Raw genomic sequence first — 16,657 nt, forward strand, 5'->3', positions numbered from 1 at the left:
TAAAATTTTAAAAAACTTTATATATCGCATAATTTTTTAGCGGCTGATTCTAAAGTATGATTGTCTTTTGCAAAGCAGAAACGTATTAATTTCTGGTCCTTATGATCCGAATAAAAAGTTGAAATTGGTATTGCGGCTACTCCATGATCGATGATGAGATTTTTACAGAAACTCACATCGTCTTGATCTGAAATGTTGGCATAAGAAGCCACCTGAAAATAAGTTCCTTCACAAGGTTTTAATTCGAAACGGCTGTTTTGAAGTAATTTTTGAAAATAATCTCTTTTTTCCTGATAGAATTTTCCAAGAAGATTTACATCCACAACATCTAAATATTCGCTGATCGCAAATTGAGAAATACTGTTAACGCTGAAAACCAAAAACTGATGCACTTTTTTGATTTCTTTCATTAAATGTTCAGGGGCAATGGTATAACCAATTTTCCAGCCTGTAATATGAAATGATTTTCCAAAAGAAGAAACCATCACACAACGGTCTAAAAGAAAATCTTTAGTATGTGCCGAAATATGTTTCTCTTCGAAAGTAATGTATTCGTAAACTTCATCAGATAAAATGATGATATCTGGATGTTTTTCAAGAAGTTTTTTTAGTTGAACAAAATCATTCTCTGTTAAAATTTTCCCAGTTGGATTATGCGGATTGTTGATAATCATCATTCTGGTTTTCACAGAACATGCTTTTTCGATTCTTTCCCAATTTGGAGTATAATCGTCGTTTAATGCTACTCGAACAGGTTTTGCTTTGCAGAGTAAAACGGGAGATTCATACGAATCATAACTCGGATCGAGAATAATTACTTCATCATTTTCTTTTACTAAAGCTAAAATCGTAGTGAAAATTCCCTGTGTTGCTCCGGCCGTAACCAAAAGATCAGTATCTGGATTGATTGTTCTGTTATAAGAACTCTGAGTTAATTTCGCAATTTTATTCATCAATGGTGGATAACCTGCCATTGGTGTATATTGGTGAACATTTTCTTTAGCTAATCTCGCGACAATATCGGTCAGTCTTTCGTCAACTGGAAAATTTGGAAATCCCTGAGAAAGGTTTATCGCATTGTATTCGATTGCCATTTTTGACATTACCGTAAAAATGCTTGTGGTTACGTTAGGGAGTTTGCTCATCATTTGTATTTATTGGAATCGTTAAGTAATAACGAACTCTTACGGGTTTTTTGTTCAGTGTTCCAGGTGTCCATCTGGGGCATTTTTTGAGAATGCGAATTGCTTCGTTTCCAGTTCCAAAGTCTGCATCTTTAACAACTATTATATTGCTTAAATAACCATCCTTTTCAACTATAAAATTTACATCAACGATTCCTTTTACCTGAAGTTCTTCTTCTGGATATCTATAATTTTGCCTAATGAATTTATGGAGCTTTTTAATTCCTTTTTCAAATTCGGGTTTTACATCTATTGAATCAATATTGTATACTTTGGTGTCTTCCTTTATTTTAATTTCAGTAACGTCGGCATTTGTATCTATTTTCGATACAGAATTGCTAAAGTCAGTGTCTTTTGAAGCTTTTTTTTCTGTTGAAGAAATGCATTGTGTTAATACAAGGAATAGCAGAGCCGACATTCTTTTCATAAATAAAGATTTATAAAGTAATTTACATTTTATGAATAATAAAAATTGCAGGACGTTTGTCAATATCAATTTTTAACTTTTTCCAATCCGAAACTTTCATCGTTTTAATGAATTCTGTTGGAAGCGTAATATCAGCAGCAATGCAAAGATGGGTTGACGGATTTAAAATCTGTAAAAGATCTTCAATCAATTTGTTGTTTCTATATGGAGTTTCAATGAATAATTGCGATTGATTTTTGTCCTGAGATAATCTTTCGAAGTGACGTATTGCCGATTTCTTCTCGTCTTTATCGATTGGTAAATATCCGTTGAAGGTAAAGCTTTGGCCGTTCATTCCAGAAGCCATCATGGCCAGTAGGATAGAAGAAGGACCAACTAAAGGCACAACTTGAATTCCTTTTTCGTGAGCCAATTTTACAATTGCTGCACCTGGATCTGCAACGCCCGGACAGCCGGCTTCGCTCATTAATCCCATATTTATCCCCTCTAATAAAGGTTTTATGAAATCATTGTGTTCGCTGGTTTCTGTTCTTTTATTTAAGGTAAAAAGAACTAATTCAGATTGTTTTTTTTCTGGATAGACTGCTTTTATAGATTTTCTGGCAGTTTTATCATTTTCAACAATATAATGGTCGATAACTTCTATCGTTCTTCTAACGGTTTGAGGTAAAACATCCATTGGATCACTTTCGCCCATTGTAGTTGGGATAAGATATAATTTGCCAAAAAGTTTCATGAGTTTTTGTTTAAAATTAAAAAATTCAATTATCTCTGTTTCAGAAACAATTGAATTGAATTAGGAGTGTTTTTTCAGAAGCTGATCAGCAATTAGATCAGTTACTTCGTCCAGCATTTGGTAAACATTGTCAAAACCGTTTGCAGAACCATAATACGGATCTGGAACGTCAACATTTTCATCTGGAAATAATTCGTTTAGAATCAAACGAACTTTATTTTTATGTTCTGGAGTTTTGGCTAAATGAATAACATCGCGAAAATTCGAATTGTCCATTACATAAATGTAGTCGAATTTGTCAAAATCAGAACTTTGGATTTGTCTGCCTTTTTGTGAGCTGATGTTGATTCCGTTTTTTCGGGCAACTTCTATCGAGCGCTTATCCGGACAATGACCAACATGCCAAGAACCTGTTCCAGCCGAATCTACAACGAATTTATCCTGAGGTAATTTTGAGGCTAAAATCCCTTCTGCTAAAGGAGACCTGCAGATATTCCCCAGACAAACCATTAAGATTTTTATAGGCATGATGAGTATTAAAGCGTTAGTTTTTTATTGATGTCTTCGACAAATTTTTTGAATTGTTTGTCTGTAGAAACTAAATTGTCAACCGTTTTACAAGCGTGTAATACCGTAGCGTGGTCACGGTCTCCAATTTGGGAACCAATATTTGCCAAAGAAGCTTTAGTGAATTTCTTGGCAAAGAACATGGCTAATTGTCTTGCTTGTACCACATGTCTCTTTCTCGTTTTAGATTGAAGTGTTTCAATATCTAATTGGAAATAATCTGAAACAATTTTTTGGATATAATCGATAGAGATTTCTCTCTTAACATTTTTAACGAATTTCTCAACAACGCTTTTTGCTAATTCGATCGTCACTTCTTTTTTATTGAAAGAAGATTGAGCAATTAACGAAATGATAGCGCCTTCAAGTTCTCTAACATTCGATTTGATGTTGCGGGCAACATATTCTAAAATATCTTCCGGCATAGTAACACCATCACGATATAAAATGTTTTTTAAGATTGAGATACGGGTTTCATAATCAGGCTGGTGCAATTCTGCAGACAATCCCCATTTGAAACGAGATAATAAACGCTGTTCAATATCCTGCATGTCAACAGGCGCTTTGTCAGATGTTAAAATTACCTGTTTTCCGTTTTGGTGCAAGTAATTGAAAATGTGGAAAAACACGTCCTGTGTTCCTGATTTTCCTGATAAAAACTGAACATCATCAATAATTAAAACATCAATTAATTGGTAAAAATGAATAAAGTCGTTACGGTTATTCTTTTTTACAGAATCAATATATTGTTGTGTAAAGATTTCAGCAGAAATATATAAAACGGTTTTTTCTGGATATTTATCTTTTACTTCAACCCCAATGGCGTGTGCTAAGTGTGTTTTTCCTAAACCAACTCCTCCAAAAATCAGCAATGGATTAAAAGAAGTTCCTCCCGGTTTGTTGGCAACAGCCATACCGGCAGAACGAGCTAAACGGTTTGAGTCTCCTTCAAGGAAATTATCAAAACTATAATTAGGATTTAATTGAGATTCAATTTTTAAATTTCGGATTCCCGGAATTACAAATGGATTTTTCAGCTCTGGATTTAAGTTTTTAAACGGAGCGTCAACCTCTTGCGGTTTCATTGGAACTCTGTTGGAACTTGGCAGCTGCTCGGTAAATGGCTGTTTGTTTCCGTAAGTGTTCTCCATTTTAATTTTATAGAGTAACTTTGCGTTTTTTCCCAGTTCTTTGGTAAGCGCAACTTTCAATAATTTTACGTAGTGTTCTTCTAGCCACTCGTAGAAAAATTTACTTGGAACTTGAATATATAACGCGTTATCGGTTAGCTCAACTGATTTGATTGGTTCAAACCAAGTTTTGTATGCTTGATCTTGAATATTGTCCTTTATGAAAGACAAACAGTTTTCCCATACCGATTGAGCAGTTTTAGTCATAGATTCAAATAAATTTTTATATTATTGTTAAAGATTCTCCTATAAAAAAGGAGCAATTTTATTCCTTAATTCGGGATAACAAATATGTGAACAAATTTCTGTAAAAAAAAATATTTTGTAGTTTAATTTTATTAAAAAAAGTCGTAATAGGACTTGAGTAATTTAAAAGTTTTTAATATATAAATAATGAAAAAACATCAAACGCAAGTACGTGTCCGTTACTCCGAAACTGATCAAATGGGAGTGGTTTATCACGGAAATTATGTGCCGTATTTTGAGATTGGAAGAGTGGAATGGCTTAGAAATAAAGGGATTTCGTATAAAAGTATGGAAGAAAGCGGAATTGGACTTCCAATTGTTTCCATGCAGATCAACTATAAAAAATCAGCTCGATACGATGAACTTTTAACAATTCATACAACCTTCAAAAGTCAGTCATCTGTTAAGATTGAATTTGACTGCGAAATTTATAATGAGGCAAATGAGTTATTAACAACAGCAGTGTTTATTTTAGTATTTATTTCGTTAAAAACGGGTCGCCCAACAGCTCCGCCGGATTATATTTTAGAATTATTTAAAACACTCGAATAATTGTTAAATCGAGATGCATTTTGATGTTAAATTATATAATTTTAATATCGATTTCAAACATTAAATCAAAAATGTCGAATATAGATTCGGCATTTTTTTTACGCGTTTTTGTAATTATTTTTCCAATTGGCTGACCTGTGTTTTCATCCATTTCCATTTCCTGAGAAGTAATCTCAAGTTTCTTTTCTTTAATTACCCGCATTACTTTGTTCATGTTTTTATAATCAAAAGAAATTATAAACTGAACATCGATTGTTTTTTCTATAATCTCACAAATTTCCAGCGTCATTTGTGCTGTTGTTCTGTAAGCACTTATCAAACCGCCAACGCCTAATTTGATACCGCCAAAAATACGAACTACAACTACAAGAACGTTGGTGACTCCAAAAGATTGTATCTGGCCGTAAATAGGTGCGCCAGCTGTATTGCTTGGTTCGCCATCATCATTTGCTCTATATGAAATTTTGGGTGCAGTTCCTAATTGATACGCATAGCAATAGTGTACAGCGTGCGGATGAAGTTTCCTTAAGTTTTCAATAATAGGTTTTACTTCTTCCTCGCTTTCTATAGGATAAGCATAGCCAAAGAATTTGCTTCCTTTTTCTTTAAAAAGCACTTCTTCAGATTCAAAAGCAATGGTTTGATACGTATCGTTAATTTCCAAAAGCGGTATTCTTAAAGTATATTTTTTTTATAAAGATCAATTACATCTTCTTTTCCAACTTGTAAATTCCAGACATTTATACCTAATCTCGCTGCACTGTCTGTGTTTTCTGTTTTGTCATCAACAAACAAAGTATTTTCTGGAACTAAATTATGCTTGTTAAGCAAGAACTGATAAATCTTAGGATCTGGTTTTCTCAATCCGATGTTAAATGAGAAATACACTTTTTCAAAGCAGTTGTAAAAATCCGTGTAAAAAGAAATACCACTTCTTTTTTCAAAAGTTGAAATATGAATAGAATCCGTGTTGCTCAATAAAAACAAACGATATTTTTTTGAAAGTTCTTTTAAGAAATCCAATCGGTACGAAGGAAAATCGGCTAAAACAGCATTCCAAGCTTCGAGAATTTCTTCGATTGATGCATTAGGAAGTTCTTTTTGAAATCCTGCTATAAAATCATCATATGAAACATCTCCAGTTTCAAACAATAAATTCAAACGATCCATTTCAGAATTCCATTCTTTCATACCTAATTTCTGCAATCCCGAAATGGTTCCTTGTTTATTTAAATTGATAAAAATATCGCCAAAGTCAAAAATTATAGTATTAATCATGGTTTCTTATATAAAGTAATTCGTCGGTTAGAATATTTGTTTTGGTGATGTTTTTCTTTAGAATAACAGGAGCTTTTACGCCATTTTCAAAAGAAGTTGTTCCAATAAAAACTCTCGCTTCGTCCCAAATATCTTGATCTATAAAAGATTGAAGCGTTTGTCTGCCGCCTTCAATAATAACAGATTGTATTTGGTGATTGTACAAAACCTCTAAAAGCTGCGAAATCATATTTTTATTAAAATCAATCTTTTCAAAAATCGTATTTTCTGTTGAATGTATATCATCTGCATTCGAAAATACAATTGTTTTTACGCTTTCATCAAAAACAAAACTATCTTTTGAAACTCGGTTGTGCTGATCCAATACTACACGAACAGGATTGTTCCCTGACCAATCTCGGGTATTTAATTTCGGATTATCGTCAATTACAGTTTGTGTTCCTACTAAAATAGCTTGTTCTTCACTTCGCCATTTATGAACCAATTGTCTGGAATATGGATTGGTGATCCAAATTGGTTTACGTTCTTGATCTGTAACTTTTTCTGGAGCTAGAAAACCATCTTGACTTTCGGCCCATTTCAAAATAATGTAAGGTCTCTTTTTTTGGTGAAAAGTAAAAAAGCGCTTATTCAGCTCGTTGCATTCATCTTCTAAAATACCGACAGTAACGTGCGCTCCAGCTTCTATTAATTTTTTAATTCCTCTTCCAGCTACTTTTTCATTTGGATCGACAGTTCCAACGACGACATTCGGAATTTCATTAGCAATAATTAAATCACAGCAAGGTGGTGTTTTTCCAAAATGGCTGCAAGGTTCTAAGCTAACATATATAGTTGCTTTTTTTAGCAGTGATTTATTTTTTACAGAACGAACCGCATTTACTTCGGCATGAGGTTCTCCAGCTTTTTTGTGCCAGCCTTCGCCGATAATTTTGTCTTCATAAACGATTACGCTCCCCACCATTGGGTTTGGATAGGTAGTTCCAAAACCATTTTGGGCAAGTTCAATGCATCGTTTGATATATTTTTCATGTTTATTCACAGTGCAAAAGTAACTATTTTTCAATTTTTTGTCTAATGTTATGGTGTAAGTTGTGAAACAATCCAAAATGTTATGAAAGTATCAAAAAAGTATTTTTATTTTTGTGTAGATATACGTTAATAAAAAAAATGAAAAACTGGGTTATCAGGGAGATTAAAAAAGAAGACAATCAGGCAGTAGCACAATTAATACGGTCTGTTTTTGATGAAATGGAAATTCCAAAAGTGGGAACGGCTTACGAAGATCCGTATTTAGATTTAATGTTTGAGGAATATAGTAAGCCTAAATCTGTTTATTACGTTGTTGAAAGTGATGGTGAAGTTTTAGGATGTGCGGGGATTGCTCCTTTAGAAAATGGTGATCCAAAGATTTGTGAACTGCAGAAGATGTACTTTCTTCCCAAAGTCCGCGGTTTAGGAATTGGCAGTAAAATGATGGAGAAATGTTTGGAGCAGGCGAGAAGTTTTGGTTTTGAAAAATGTTATATAGAAACAATGCCGTTTATGCATTCGGCACAAAAATTATATAGAAAATCAGGTTTCGAATATTTAGATGCTCCAATGGGTTGTACCGGGCATAATTCCTGCCCCGTGTGGATGTTGAAAGATTTGCAAAACGACTTGTAACGAAGTGGCTTTGTAAAATACTTATGTATAGAAAATAATTGGCTTTAGCTGAAAAATAATTCCTCAATAAACCGAAATGAAAATCAAACAATATCGTACACAATTTATTAAAGAATTATCTCCTTTTTACGATGCGTACGAAGCAGAAAGTTTTTTCTATTTAATTTTAGAAGACAAGCACAAGCTGCGTCAGATAGATTTAGCTTTAAATCATGAATTATCTTTTATAGAAGAAGATTTTGTTGTTTGGGATTCGCTTTTAAAACAATTAAAAAAAGAAGTTCCTATTCAGTATTTGTTAGGGAAGACCAGCTTTTATGGTTTAGATTTTGAAGTCAACGAACATGTCTTGATACCGAGACCTGAAACAGAAGAACTGGTAGAATGGATTATCAGCGAAAATGCTGTTCTCGATAAAGATAAGAAATTAAAGATTCTGGATATCGGAACCGGAAGTGGCTGTATTGCTATTTCTCTTGCCAAAAACCTTCCAAATGCAGATGTTTATGCCATTGACGTTTCTAAAAAAGCCATTGAAACAGCCAAGCGAAATGCTATTCGAAATGATGTGAATGTGACTTTTATATTTCAGGATATTTTACAGGCCGAAGAGTTGAAATGTAAATATGATGTCATTGTTTCTAATCCGCCTTATGTACGAAATTTAGAAAAAGAAGAAATCAAAAAGAACGTTTTGGATTACGAACCGCATTTAGCTCTTTTTGTAGATGATAATGATGCGCTAGTTTTTTACAGAAAAATAGCTTCTCTAGCTCATAATAATCTTTTGCCGGAAGGACAACTATATTTTGAAATTAACCAATATCTTGGAAAAGAAATGATCGAATTATTAGGTCAAATGGACTTTATCAATATCGATCTTAGAAAAGATATTTACGACAACGATAGGATGATAAAAGTTAATATTTAGTATTCAGTTTTCAGTCGCAGTTAAACTGTAAACTGAGACTGTAAACTGCGACTGAAAACTAAAAAAATTATTCATATCGCAAAGCCTCAATTGGATCTAGTTTAGAAGCTTTAATTGCAGGATATAAACCAGATACTAAAGCTACGGCAAAACTTGTCCCAAAGGCAATCATAATGGCAAACCACGGAACTACAAAAACAAAACTCATAGCGCTTGCTAAACCATAACCAATGAGCATTCCTAAAATAATACCAACAAACCCGCCTATTTGCCCAATTAACAAAGTTTCAATAAAAAACTGAAAAGCAACTGTTGATCTCTTGGCGCCTAGTGCTTTACGAACACCGATTTCTCGTGTACGTTCTGTAACCGATACAATCATAATATTCATCAAAGCAATTGACGATCCTAATATGGTAATGATGCTGATAATGGCAGATGCCCAATCTAAATATTGTGTAATGCCTAAAATTCGGTTGATTAAATCATCGCTTCGGCCAATACCAAAATTGTTATCACGAACAGGACTTAACTTACGAACCCTGCGCATAGTGCTTGTTGCATTGTCAATTGCCTGGTCTAAAAGTTCTTTTTTAGACACCATGACACTAACAGTGTAATTGATATTGGGTGCAGTAAACAAAGATCTCGCTACCTGAATTGGAATCAAAACGCGTAAATCCTGACTGTTTCCAAATGTAGATCCTTTTTCTTTCAAAACACCAATTACTTTAAAACGAGCGCCTCGAATAGAAATAATTTTATCAATTGGATTAACATCTTTCAATAAACCTTTTTCAAAATCAGAACCTACAATGCAGGAATACGTATTGTTCTCAATATCAAATTGATTGAACGAACGTCCCAAAGTAGTTTCTAAACCAGAATTGCTAATGAAATGTTCGTCAACTCCCACAACCGTAATTTCAGGATCGGTTTTAGTATCTAAATATTTTACTTCAGCTTTTGAAGTAGCGGTAAATGAAAGTGATGTTTCGGTAAAAGGATATTTGTATTTGTTTTTAAAAGCAACAGCTTCAGGATAAGAAATAATCGGATTAATAACTTCACGTTCATTTCCGCCTCTGTTTTTAACTGTGTTCTCGTATTGATTGATATTGAAAGTGTTAGCTCCCATTGAAGCAAAATTGGTCGAAACTGTATTTTCAAGAGCAGTTACCACGGTAAGAATTCCGACCAGAGCGGTAATTCCAATGGCGATAATCAGCACAGTAAGAATCGTACGCAGAATTTGCGTTTTGATCGAGCCAAAAGCAATTCGGATATTTTCTTTAAATAATTTTAGCATGATGACCAATTTGTCACGAAAATACGGTTTTTGTTACAAGTTTGTTTTCCAAGTGTTATTATTTATTTTAAAAAGTAAGATATTTGCAGACTTAATAAGTCAAAAGTTGGAAAGTTTTAAAGTCGAAAGCCAAAAGAACTAACAACCTAAAAAAATCTAAAAATAAATTAATATTATAAGATTTTTAGATAAAGATTGGAACAATCTAAAATCTAAAATCAGAAATCTAAAATAAAAAAGATGGCTTCAAAACCAAGTATACCAAAAGGAACAAGAGATTTTTCACCAGCTGAGGTGTCAAAACGTCAATATATTATTCAAACAATAAAAGCTAATTTCGAAAAATTTGGTTTTCAGCCAATCGAAACGCCTTCGTTTGAAAATTCAGATACCTTAATGGGGAAATATGGAGAAGAAGGAGATCGTCTGATTTTTAAGATCTTAAATTCTGGAAATTTTTTCTACAATAAAAGTAAAATTGAATTGCCAGAATCAATTGAAGAATTACAATTAAATTCTGCTGAGAAAATAACTTTAGAGCAAAGAATCGAACTGAATAAATTTACAGGAAAAATTTCTGAGAAAGCTTTACGTTACGATTTGACAGTTCCATTCGCAAGATATGTTGTGCAACACCAAAGTGAAATTGAATTTCCTTTCAAAAGATATCAAATCCAGCCGGTTTGGAGAGCTGACAATCCACAAAAAGGTCGTTTTAGAGAATTTTTTCAATGCGATGCTGATGTTGTAGGTTCAAAATCACTTTGGCAGGAAGTTGAATTAGTTCAATTGTACGATACTGTTTTTACATCTTTAGGTTTAGAAGGGGTAACAATCAAAATCAATAACCGAAAAATTTTATCTGGAATTGCTGAGGTAATTGGAGCTTCAGATAAATTAATCGATTTTACCGTTGCTCTTGATAAATTAGATAAAATTGGAGAAGATGGTGTAAAGAAAGAAATGATCGAAAAAGGAATTTCAGAAGAAGCGCTTGTTAAAGTACAGCCACTATTTAGTTTCTCTGGAACTTTTGCAGATAAAATTAATCAGCTTTCAGAAATGTTATCTTCATCTGAAGAAGGAATGAAAGGCGTTGAAGAACTTAAATTTATTTGTGACAATGTTGCCGATTTAGGTCTGTCAACTGCAATTTTAGATCTAGATGTTACTTTGGCAAGAGGTCTAAATTATTATACCGGAGCTATTTTTGAAGTTGCAGCACCAAAAACCGTTTCAATGGGTTCTATTGGCGGCGGCGGAAGATACGACGATTTGACTGGTATTTTTGGTTTAAAAAATATGAGCGGCGTTGGAATTTCTTTTGGATTAGATAGAATCTATTTAGTTTTAGAAGAATTACAATTATTTCCAGAAACCGTTGCCGCGACTTCAAAAGCAATATTTTTAAATTTTGGAGATAAAGAAGCTTTGTATGCTTCAAAAGCTATTCAAAAATTAAGACAAGAAAATATAAAAGTAGAATTATATCCAGATAATGTAAAAGTTGGAAAACAATTTCAATATGCCGATAAACGTTTAATTCCGTTTGCAGTAATTGCAGGCGATCAGGAAATTGCATCGAATACTTTTGCGCTTAAAAACTTAGTAACAGGCGAGCAGATTTCTGTTGATTTTGAAGGATTGAAGAATTCTTTGCTTTAAAAAGAGAAACGCTAAGCGACCAAAGACAAAAAGTTTTTAAAAATTTCAGAAGGTTAAAAATTGATTTTTAATTAGATAGCTTTTGCATCGTTAGAAATCTTCCAAATCTGCGAGAAATAATTGCCAGAAAAGAAAAAAAAGCTTTTAATTTGCTGTCAAGTTACGGGCGTAGTTCAAGGGTAGAATAGCGGTCTCCAAAACCGTTGATGGGGGTTCGAATCCCTCCGCCCGTGCCATAAAAATAGATCAAATGACAATAGTTGTTTGGGAACAAAGCAAAAAAAAGCTTCGTCTCTATAGGCGAAGCTTTTTTTAATATAAGGTAAACTTGAATTAATAATTATTTTGAGGCCGAAGCCAACCCTTAAATTCAATTTTTGGTGGTAATAATTTTAGTTTTTTATTGCCATCAAAGATAGGATAAACTACAACGTAATAGTCTTAAAATTATAATAAATTTTTATTTACTATTTTGCACCTTTTAAAAGTCTCATAATTAATAAAGTGACAATTTGACATTTTACAATATTTGGCAGTACTTTTGCAATCCAACAGAAAGAAATAAAAAATGAAGTTTAAGAATATTTTTAAAAATAAAAGTAATATGACTACGGAAAATACAGAATTCGATCAGGAATTAGATGATGCAACGATAGAGACTAACGCTAATGGAGAGCAATTAATTGTTGAAGAATTAAGTGTTGAGGAGCAATTAGCTCAAGACTTAGCCAAAGAAAAAGATAAGTTTTTAAGATTATTCGCTGAATTTGAAAATTACAAAAAAAGAACTTCAAAAGAGCGTCTTGAATTATTTAAAACAGCAAACCAAGAAGTTTTATTGGCGATGCTTCCAGTTTTAGATGATTTTGACAGAGCTGCAGTAGAAATCAACAAATCTGACGACGAAAACCTTAAAAAAGGAGTGGAGTTGATTCATGATAAATTTAAAAATACTTTAGTTTCTAAAGGTTTAGAGCAGGTAGAAATACAGGCAGGTGATGCATTTAATGCTGATATCGCTGAAGCAATTACCCAAATTCCAGCTCCGTCTGATAAATTAAAAGGGAAAATTGTTGATGTTATTGAAAAAGGATACAAATTAGGAGACAAAATTATTCGTTTCCCTAAAGTTGTGGTTGGAAACTAAAAAATGCAATAAGAATTTCAAGTGCGTTTTTTTGGATTTTGGAATTTTTAAGATTTGGAACTTAATCTAATTATGAAAAAAGATTTTTACGAAATACTAGGCATTTCAAAAAATGCTGATGCTGCCGAAATTAAAAAAGCATATAGAAAAAGTGCTTTAAAATACCACCCTGATAAAAACCCAGGCGACAAAGAGGCAGAAGAAAACTTCAAATTAGCGGCAGAAGCTTATGAAGTTTTAAGTGATCCGCAGAAAAAAGCAAAATACGATCAGTACGGTCATCAAGCATTTGATGGTTCTGGTGGATTTGGCGGTCACGGAGGTATGAATATGGATGATATTTTCAGCCAGTTTGGTGATATTTTTGGTGGCGGATTTGGCGGTTTCGGAGGCGGAGGCGGAGGTCCTCGCCGTGCGAAAGGAAGTAATCTTCGAATTAAAGTAAAACTAACTTTAGAAGAGATTGCAAATGGAGTTGAGAAAAAAGTAAAAGTAAAACGTAAAGTTCAGGCAAAAGGAGTTACGTATAAAACTTGTACAACTTGTAATGGTCAAGGACAAGTAATGCGTGTAACCAACACTATTTTAGGAAGAATGCAATCTGCATCAACTTGTCCTTCATGTGGTGGTTCTGGCCAGATTTTAGATAAAAAACCTTCTGAAGCAGACGGACAAGGTATGGTTCAGGAAGATGAGACAGTATCAATCAAAATTCCTGCGGGAGTTGTTGACGGAATGCAGTTAAAAGTTTCTAATAAAGGAAACGATGCACCGGGAAGCAACAGTATTCCTGGAGATTTAATTGTTGCTATTGAAGAAGTAGAGCACGAATTCTTAAAACGTGAAGGAGAAAATGTTCACTTCGATTTATATATTAGTTTCCCAGAAGCAGTTTTAGGAGCTTCAAAAGATATTGAAGCGATCAACGGAAAAGTTCGTATTAAATTAGAAGAAGGAATCCAGTCTGGAAAAATCTTAAGATTAAAAGGAAAAGGAATTCCAAGTTTAAACGGATACGGAAGCGGAGACTTATTAGTTCACGTAAATGTATGGACACCAAGAACGCTTAACAAAGAGCAAAAACAATTCTTTGAAAATGCTTTAAATAATGAGCATTTTGCGCCAAGTCCAGAGAAATCAGAAAAATCATTCTTTGAAAAAGTAAAAGATATGTTCTCATAATCTAACTTCCTTCGAATGTTATACATATTAAAAACCCATTCTAGTGCAAATTAGAATGGGTTTTTTGCGTAATATGACACAATTTCGCTTCGAATTATTTACTTTTACAGTCGCTGAAACCAGAATCGGTAAAGTGACGCAGAAAATCTATAAAACAGCATGAGCAACTTACTTGAAGTACATAAAGTCGTAAAAAAATACGGCGATTATGTAGCGCTTAACGAAGTTTCATTAAATGTGCCTAAAGGCAGTATATATGGACTTTTAGGTCCTAATGGAGCTGGTAAAACTTCCCTTATCAGAATCATAAACCAAATTACCATGCCCGACAGTGGCAAAGTCATTTTGGATGGAGAAAAACTGCAGCCTAAACACGTGCAGACTATTGGTTATCTGCCAGAAGAAAGAGGTTTGTATAGCTCGATGAAAGTAGGAGAACAATGTTTGTATCTGGCTCAAATGAAAGGACTTTCTAAAGCTGAAGCCAAAAAACAATTGGATTACTGGTTCGATCGTTTGGGAATTCAAGGCTGGTGGAACAAGAAAATTCAAGAACTTTCTAAAGGAATGGCGCAGAAAATCCAGTTTGTAGTTTGTGTTTTGCATAAACCAAAGCTGCTGATTTTAGACGAACCTTTTTCTGGTTTTGATCCTGTAAATGCCAATGTTATTAAAGATGAAATTCTGGCATTAAAAGAACAAGGTTCTACGATTATTTTCTCAACTCACAGAATGGAAAGTGTGGAAGAACTTTGTGAAAATATAGCTTTAATTCATAAATCAAATAAACTGATCGAAGGTAAAATTGGCGATGTAAAACGTCAGTTTAAAACCAATAGTTTTGAAGTTGGAATCTTAACGAATAATGTTGAAGGATTAATGTACGATATCACTCAAAAATTTACCGTTTCGCCTGCTAATTTTAAATCGTTGAATGACGAATTAAAACTAAATATTCAAATTGGAAATGCTTCTCCAAACGAATTATTACATGTACTGACACAACGCGGACAAGTAACGCATTTCGTAGAAAAAATTCCGAGTGTACACGATATTTTTATACAAACTGTAACAGAGAACAAAATTTAAAAATTCCAATAATTAAATTCCAAATTCCAATTTAGAGCGTATTCAATTGGAATTTGGAATTTGAAAATTAAAATATTTTATGAGTATTATCTCGTTGATTATAAAAAGAGAATTTATTGCCAAAGTCCGCAATAAATCTTTTGTTGTCATGACTTTTTTGAGTCCGCTCTTATTTGTGGCTATTGCTGTTTTTATTGGCTATCTAAGTACCATGAAAGCAGAAACAAAAAGAATTGCTATTCATGACGAAACCGGACTTTTTGCTTCAGATTTCTTGAAAGAAAATAAAAAAGGAGCAGAATTTAAATATCTGAATTTATCCGAAATAGATGTAAAAGCTTTAAAAGACAGCATTACAAAAGAAAATTTCAACGGCTTAATTGTTATTCCGAAAACAAAAAAAATAAAAGATTTAGAAAGCAAAATCGAGTTTATCTCAAATAACAGTCCAAGTATTTCTTTTATTGAAAGTACACAAGATGTCATTGCTTCAAAAATCACAAAAATAAATCTGGAAAGCGCCAAACTAGATACTTTGGCGATTCAGAAAGCGCAGTCTGATGTCAATATTCATTTGGTAAAAGCTTCTGGAGAAGAAAGTTTAAAAGGATTAAATGAAATAAAAATTGCAATTGGCGGTGCCTTTGGTTATTTGATTATGATGTTTATTATCATTTACGGAAATATGGTAATGCGAAGCGTAATCGAAGAAAAAACAAATAGAATTATCGAAATCATTATTTCATCTGTAAAACCATTTCAACTAATGATTGGTAAAATTGTTGGAACTTCTTTAGCCGGAATTCTGCAATTTATGATTTGGGCAGTTATTGGATTAGGATTAATGTTTGCCTCTTCGGCGTTTTTCGGAATAAATGTTGGACCAACAGCCAGAATTTCGCCAGAGTTAATGCAGTCAGCACAGCACGAATTTTCAGGATCAGCACAAATGTACATCGCTGAATTATGGAATCTGCCAATTGCCAGTATCATAATCGGATTTGTGGTTTATTTTATTGGAGGTTATTTTCTATACAGTTCATTTTATGCGGCAATTGGAGCAGCAGTCGATAATCAAACCGATTCTCAGCAGTTTTTACTGCCAATCATAATGCCATTAATTCTAAGTGTTTATATCGGTTTTTTCACAGTAGTAAACGATCCTCACGGAAGTGTTGCGGTTATCTTTTCGATGATTCCGTTAACCTCACCAATTGTAATGCTTATGCGTATTCCGTTTGGCGTGCCGTGGTGGCAAATTGCAATTTCGGTATCATTATTGTTTGCAACCTTTTTCCTTGTGGTCTGGTTCGCAGCCAAGATTTACCGAGTAGGTATTTTAATGTATGGCAAAAAACCGACTTGGAAGGAATTGTATAAGTGGCTGAAGTACTAATTTTATAAAGTTGCAAAGGTTCAGAGGGACAAAGGTTCAAAGGTTTTGAATTTTTGTAACTTAGAAAAACGACCTTGAAATGTACTAGAA

At 33.4% G+C, this 16,657-nt stretch carries 17 protein-coding genes and 1 tRNA gene; 9 read left to right on the plus strand and 9 right to left on the minus strand.

All coding sequences use genetic code 11. The features are described from left to right. Positions 1–17 precede the first annotated feature (17 nt). From J0383_RS15935 to dnaA, 5 genes are read right to left on the minus strand one after another with little or no spacing between them, the layout of a single operon-like run. Positions 18–1,145, minus strand: a complete 1,128-nt coding sequence (locus tag J0383_RS15935; RefSeq protein ID WP_207298713.1) for a methionine aminotransferase — start codon at positions 1,143–1,145, stop codon at positions 18–20. Next, positions 1,129–1,611: an energy transducer TonB gene (locus tag J0383_RS15940; protein WP_207294978.1), complete on the minus strand. Its 483-nt coding sequence runs from the start codon at positions 1,609–1,611 to the stop codon at positions 1,129–1,131. Before J0383_RS15940 ends, J0383_RS15935 begins: the two co-directional genes overlap by 17 nt. Positions 1,612–1,633: 22 nt before the next feature. Then, positions 1,634–2,347, minus strand: coding sequence for an SAM-dependent methyltransferase (locus tag J0383_RS15945; RefSeq protein WP_207294979.1), 714 nt, complete (start codon positions 2,345–2,347; stop codon positions 1,634–1,636). A gap of 60 nt (positions 2,348–2,407) precedes the next feature. Then, on the minus strand, positions 2,408–2,875 hold the full coding sequence (locus tag J0383_RS15950) for a low molecular weight protein-tyrosine-phosphatase (protein WP_207294980.1): 468 nt from the start codon (positions 2,873–2,875) through the stop codon (positions 2,408–2,410). 8 nt (positions 2,876–2,883) lie between these two features. After that, entirely contained in the window at positions 2,884–4,311 is a 1,428-nt protein-coding gene (dnaA, locus tag J0383_RS15955; RefSeq protein WP_207294981.1) for a chromosomal replication initiator protein DnaA, read from the minus strand. A gap of 186 nt (positions 4,312–4,497) precedes the next feature. On the opposite strand from dnaA, the gene J0383_RS15960 reads away from it, so the two are divergent. Beyond that, on the plus strand, positions 4,498–4,902 hold the full coding sequence (locus J0383_RS15960) for an acyl-CoA thioesterase (RefSeq protein WP_207294982.1): 405 nt from the start codon (positions 4,498–4,500) through the stop codon (positions 4,900–4,902). A 31-nt stretch (positions 4,903–4,933) separates the two neighbouring features. Here J0383_RS15960 and J0383_RS15965 read toward each other — a convergent pair whose 3' ends face one another. Genes J0383_RS15965 through ribD form a run of 3 tightly spaced genes read right to left on the minus strand, consistent with a single transcriptional unit; the run spans position 4,934 to position 7,222 of the window. After that, a complete protein-coding gene (locus J0383_RS15965; RefSeq protein WP_207294983.1) occupies positions 4,934–5,566 on the minus strand; it encodes an IMPACT family protein in 633 nt (210 codons plus the stop codon). Positions 5,567–5,577: 11 nt separating this feature from the next. Continuing rightward, positions 5,578–6,180: an HAD family hydrolase gene (locus tag J0383_RS15970; RefSeq protein WP_207294984.1), complete on the minus strand. Its 603-nt coding sequence runs from the start codon at positions 6,178–6,180 to the stop codon at positions 5,578–5,580. Beyond that, complete coding sequence (ribD, locus tag J0383_RS15975) at positions 6,173–7,222, minus strand: bifunctional diaminohydroxyphosphoribosylaminopyrimidine deaminase/5-amino-6-(5-phosphoribosylamino)uracil reductase RibD (protein ID WP_207298714.1); 1,050 nt, start codon at positions 7,220–7,222, stop codon at positions 6,173–6,175. The genes J0383_RS15970 and ribD overlap by 8 nt, the downstream gene beginning before the upstream one ends. A gap of 128 nt (positions 7,223–7,350) precedes the next feature. Between ribD and J0383_RS15980 the strand changes: the two genes are divergently transcribed. Beyond that, a complete protein-coding gene (locus J0383_RS15980) occupies positions 7,351–7,848 on the plus strand; it encodes a GNAT family N-acetyltransferase (protein WP_207294985.1) in 498 nt (165 codons plus the stop codon). Positions 7,849–7,924: 76 nt separating this feature from the next. Further along, a complete protein-coding gene (gene prmC / locus J0383_RS15985; protein ID WP_207294986.1) occupies positions 7,925–8,779 on the plus strand; it encodes a peptide chain release factor N(5)-glutamine methyltransferase in 855 nt (284 codons plus the stop codon). A gap of 67 nt (positions 8,780–8,846) precedes the next feature. On the opposite strand, the gene J0383_RS15990 is transcribed toward prmC, so the two are convergent. After that, entirely contained in the window at positions 8,847–10,088 is a 1,242-nt protein-coding gene (locus J0383_RS15990; protein ID WP_207294987.1) for an ABC transporter permease, read from the minus strand. Between the two features lie 240 nt (positions 10,089–10,328). On the opposite strand from J0383_RS15990, the gene hisS reads away from it, so the two are divergent. The 6 genes from hisS (at position 10,329) to J0383_RS16020 (ending at position 16,567) form a co-directional block, all read left to right on the plus strand. Next, positions 10,329–11,753: a histidine--tRNA ligase gene (hisS, locus tag J0383_RS15995; RefSeq protein WP_207294988.1), complete on the plus strand. Its 1,425-nt coding sequence runs from the start codon at positions 10,329–10,331 to the stop codon at positions 11,751–11,753. A gap of 162 nt (positions 11,754–11,915) precedes the next feature. Next, positions 11,916–11,989 (plus strand) — tRNA-Trp (locus J0383_RS16000). Between the two features lie 332 nt (positions 11,990–12,321). Further along, positions 12,322–12,900, plus strand: a complete 579-nt coding sequence (locus J0383_RS16005; RefSeq protein WP_207294989.1) for a nucleotide exchange factor GrpE — start codon at positions 12,322–12,324, stop codon at positions 12,898–12,900. A gap of 72 nt (positions 12,901–12,972) precedes the next feature. Then, positions 12,973–14,082 (plus strand): molecular chaperone DnaJ, encoded by a 1,110-nt coding sequence (dnaJ, locus tag J0383_RS16010; RefSeq protein WP_207294990.1) that lies wholly within the window; start codon positions 12,973–12,975, stop codon positions 14,080–14,082. Between the two features lie 159 nt (positions 14,083–14,241). Beyond that, positions 14,242–15,171 (plus strand): ABC transporter ATP-binding protein, encoded by a 930-nt coding sequence (locus J0383_RS16015; RefSeq protein ID WP_207294991.1) that lies wholly within the window; start codon positions 14,242–14,244, stop codon positions 15,169–15,171. 79 nt (positions 15,172–15,250) lie between these two features. Continuing rightward, positions 15,251–16,567 carry an ABC transporter permease gene (locus tag J0383_RS16020; RefSeq protein WP_207294992.1) on the plus strand — a complete coding sequence of 439 codons (1,317 nt, stop codon included), beginning with the start codon at positions 15,251–15,253 and terminating at the stop codon, positions 16,565–16,567. Positions 16,568–16,657 lie beyond the last annotated feature (90 nt).

It is taken from the genome of Flavobacterium endoglycinae, assembly GCF_017352115.1.
In the GTDB taxonomy this organism is placed as follows: Bacteria; Bacteroidota; Bacteroidia; order Flavobacteriales; family Flavobacteriaceae; genus Flavobacterium; species Flavobacterium endoglycinae.

What these genes read in the sequence shown, in the direction of transcription:
- J0383_RS15935 (WP_207298713.1), bottom strand. Translation starts at nt 1,145, where the DNA reads ATGAGCAAACTCCCTAACGTAACCACAAGCATTTTTACGGTAATGTCA.
- J0383_RS15940 (WP_207294978.1), bottom strand. Translation starts at nt 1,611, where the DNA reads ATGAAAAGAATGTCGGCTCTGCTATTCCTTGTATTAACACAATGCATT.
- J0383_RS15945 (WP_207294979.1), bottom strand. Translation starts at nt 2,347, where the DNA reads ATGAAACTTTTTGGCAAATTATATCTTATCCCAACTACAATGGGCGAA.
- J0383_RS15950 (WP_207294980.1), bottom strand. Translation starts at nt 2,875, where the DNA reads ATGCCTATAAAAATCTTAATGGTTTGTCTGGGGAATATCTGCAGGTCT.
- dnaA (WP_207294981.1), bottom strand. Translation starts at nt 4,311, where the DNA reads ATGACTAAAACTGCTCAATCGGTATGGGAAAACTGTTTGTCTTTCATA.
- J0383_RS15960 (WP_207294982.1), top strand. Translation starts at nt 4,498, where the DNA reads ATGAAAAAACATCAAACGCAAGTACGTGTCCGTTACTCCGAAACTGAT.
- J0383_RS15970 (WP_207294984.1), bottom strand. Translation starts at nt 6,180, where the DNA reads ATGATTAATACTATAATTTTTGACTTTGGCGATATTTTTATCAATTTA.
- J0383_RS15980 (WP_207294985.1), top strand. Translation starts at nt 7,351, where the DNA reads ATGAAAAACTGGGTTATCAGGGAGATTAAAAAAGAAGACAATCAGGCA.
- prmC (WP_207294986.1), top strand. Translation starts at nt 7,925, where the DNA reads ATGAAAATCAAACAATATCGTACACAATTTATTAAAGAATTATCTCCT.
- J0383_RS15990 (WP_207294987.1), bottom strand. Translation starts at nt 10,088, where the DNA reads ATGCTAAAATTATTTAAAGAAAATATCCGAATTGCTTTTGGCTCGATC.
- hisS (WP_207294988.1), top strand. Translation starts at nt 10,329, where the DNA reads ATGGCTTCAAAACCAAGTATACCAAAAGGAACAAGAGATTTTTCACCA.
- J0383_RS16005 (WP_207294989.1), top strand. Translation starts at nt 12,322, where the DNA reads ATGAAGTTTAAGAATATTTTTAAAAATAAAAGTAATATGACTACGGAA.
- dnaJ (WP_207294990.1), top strand. Translation starts at nt 12,973, where the DNA reads ATGAAAAAAGATTTTTACGAAATACTAGGCATTTCAAAAAATGCTGAT.
- J0383_RS16015 (WP_207294991.1), top strand. Translation starts at nt 14,242, where the DNA reads ATGAGCAACTTACTTGAAGTACATAAAGTCGTAAAAAAATACGGCGAT.
- J0383_RS16020 (WP_207294992.1), top strand. Translation starts at nt 15,251, where the DNA reads ATGAGTATTATCTCGTTGATTATAAAAAGAGAATTTATTGCCAAAGTC.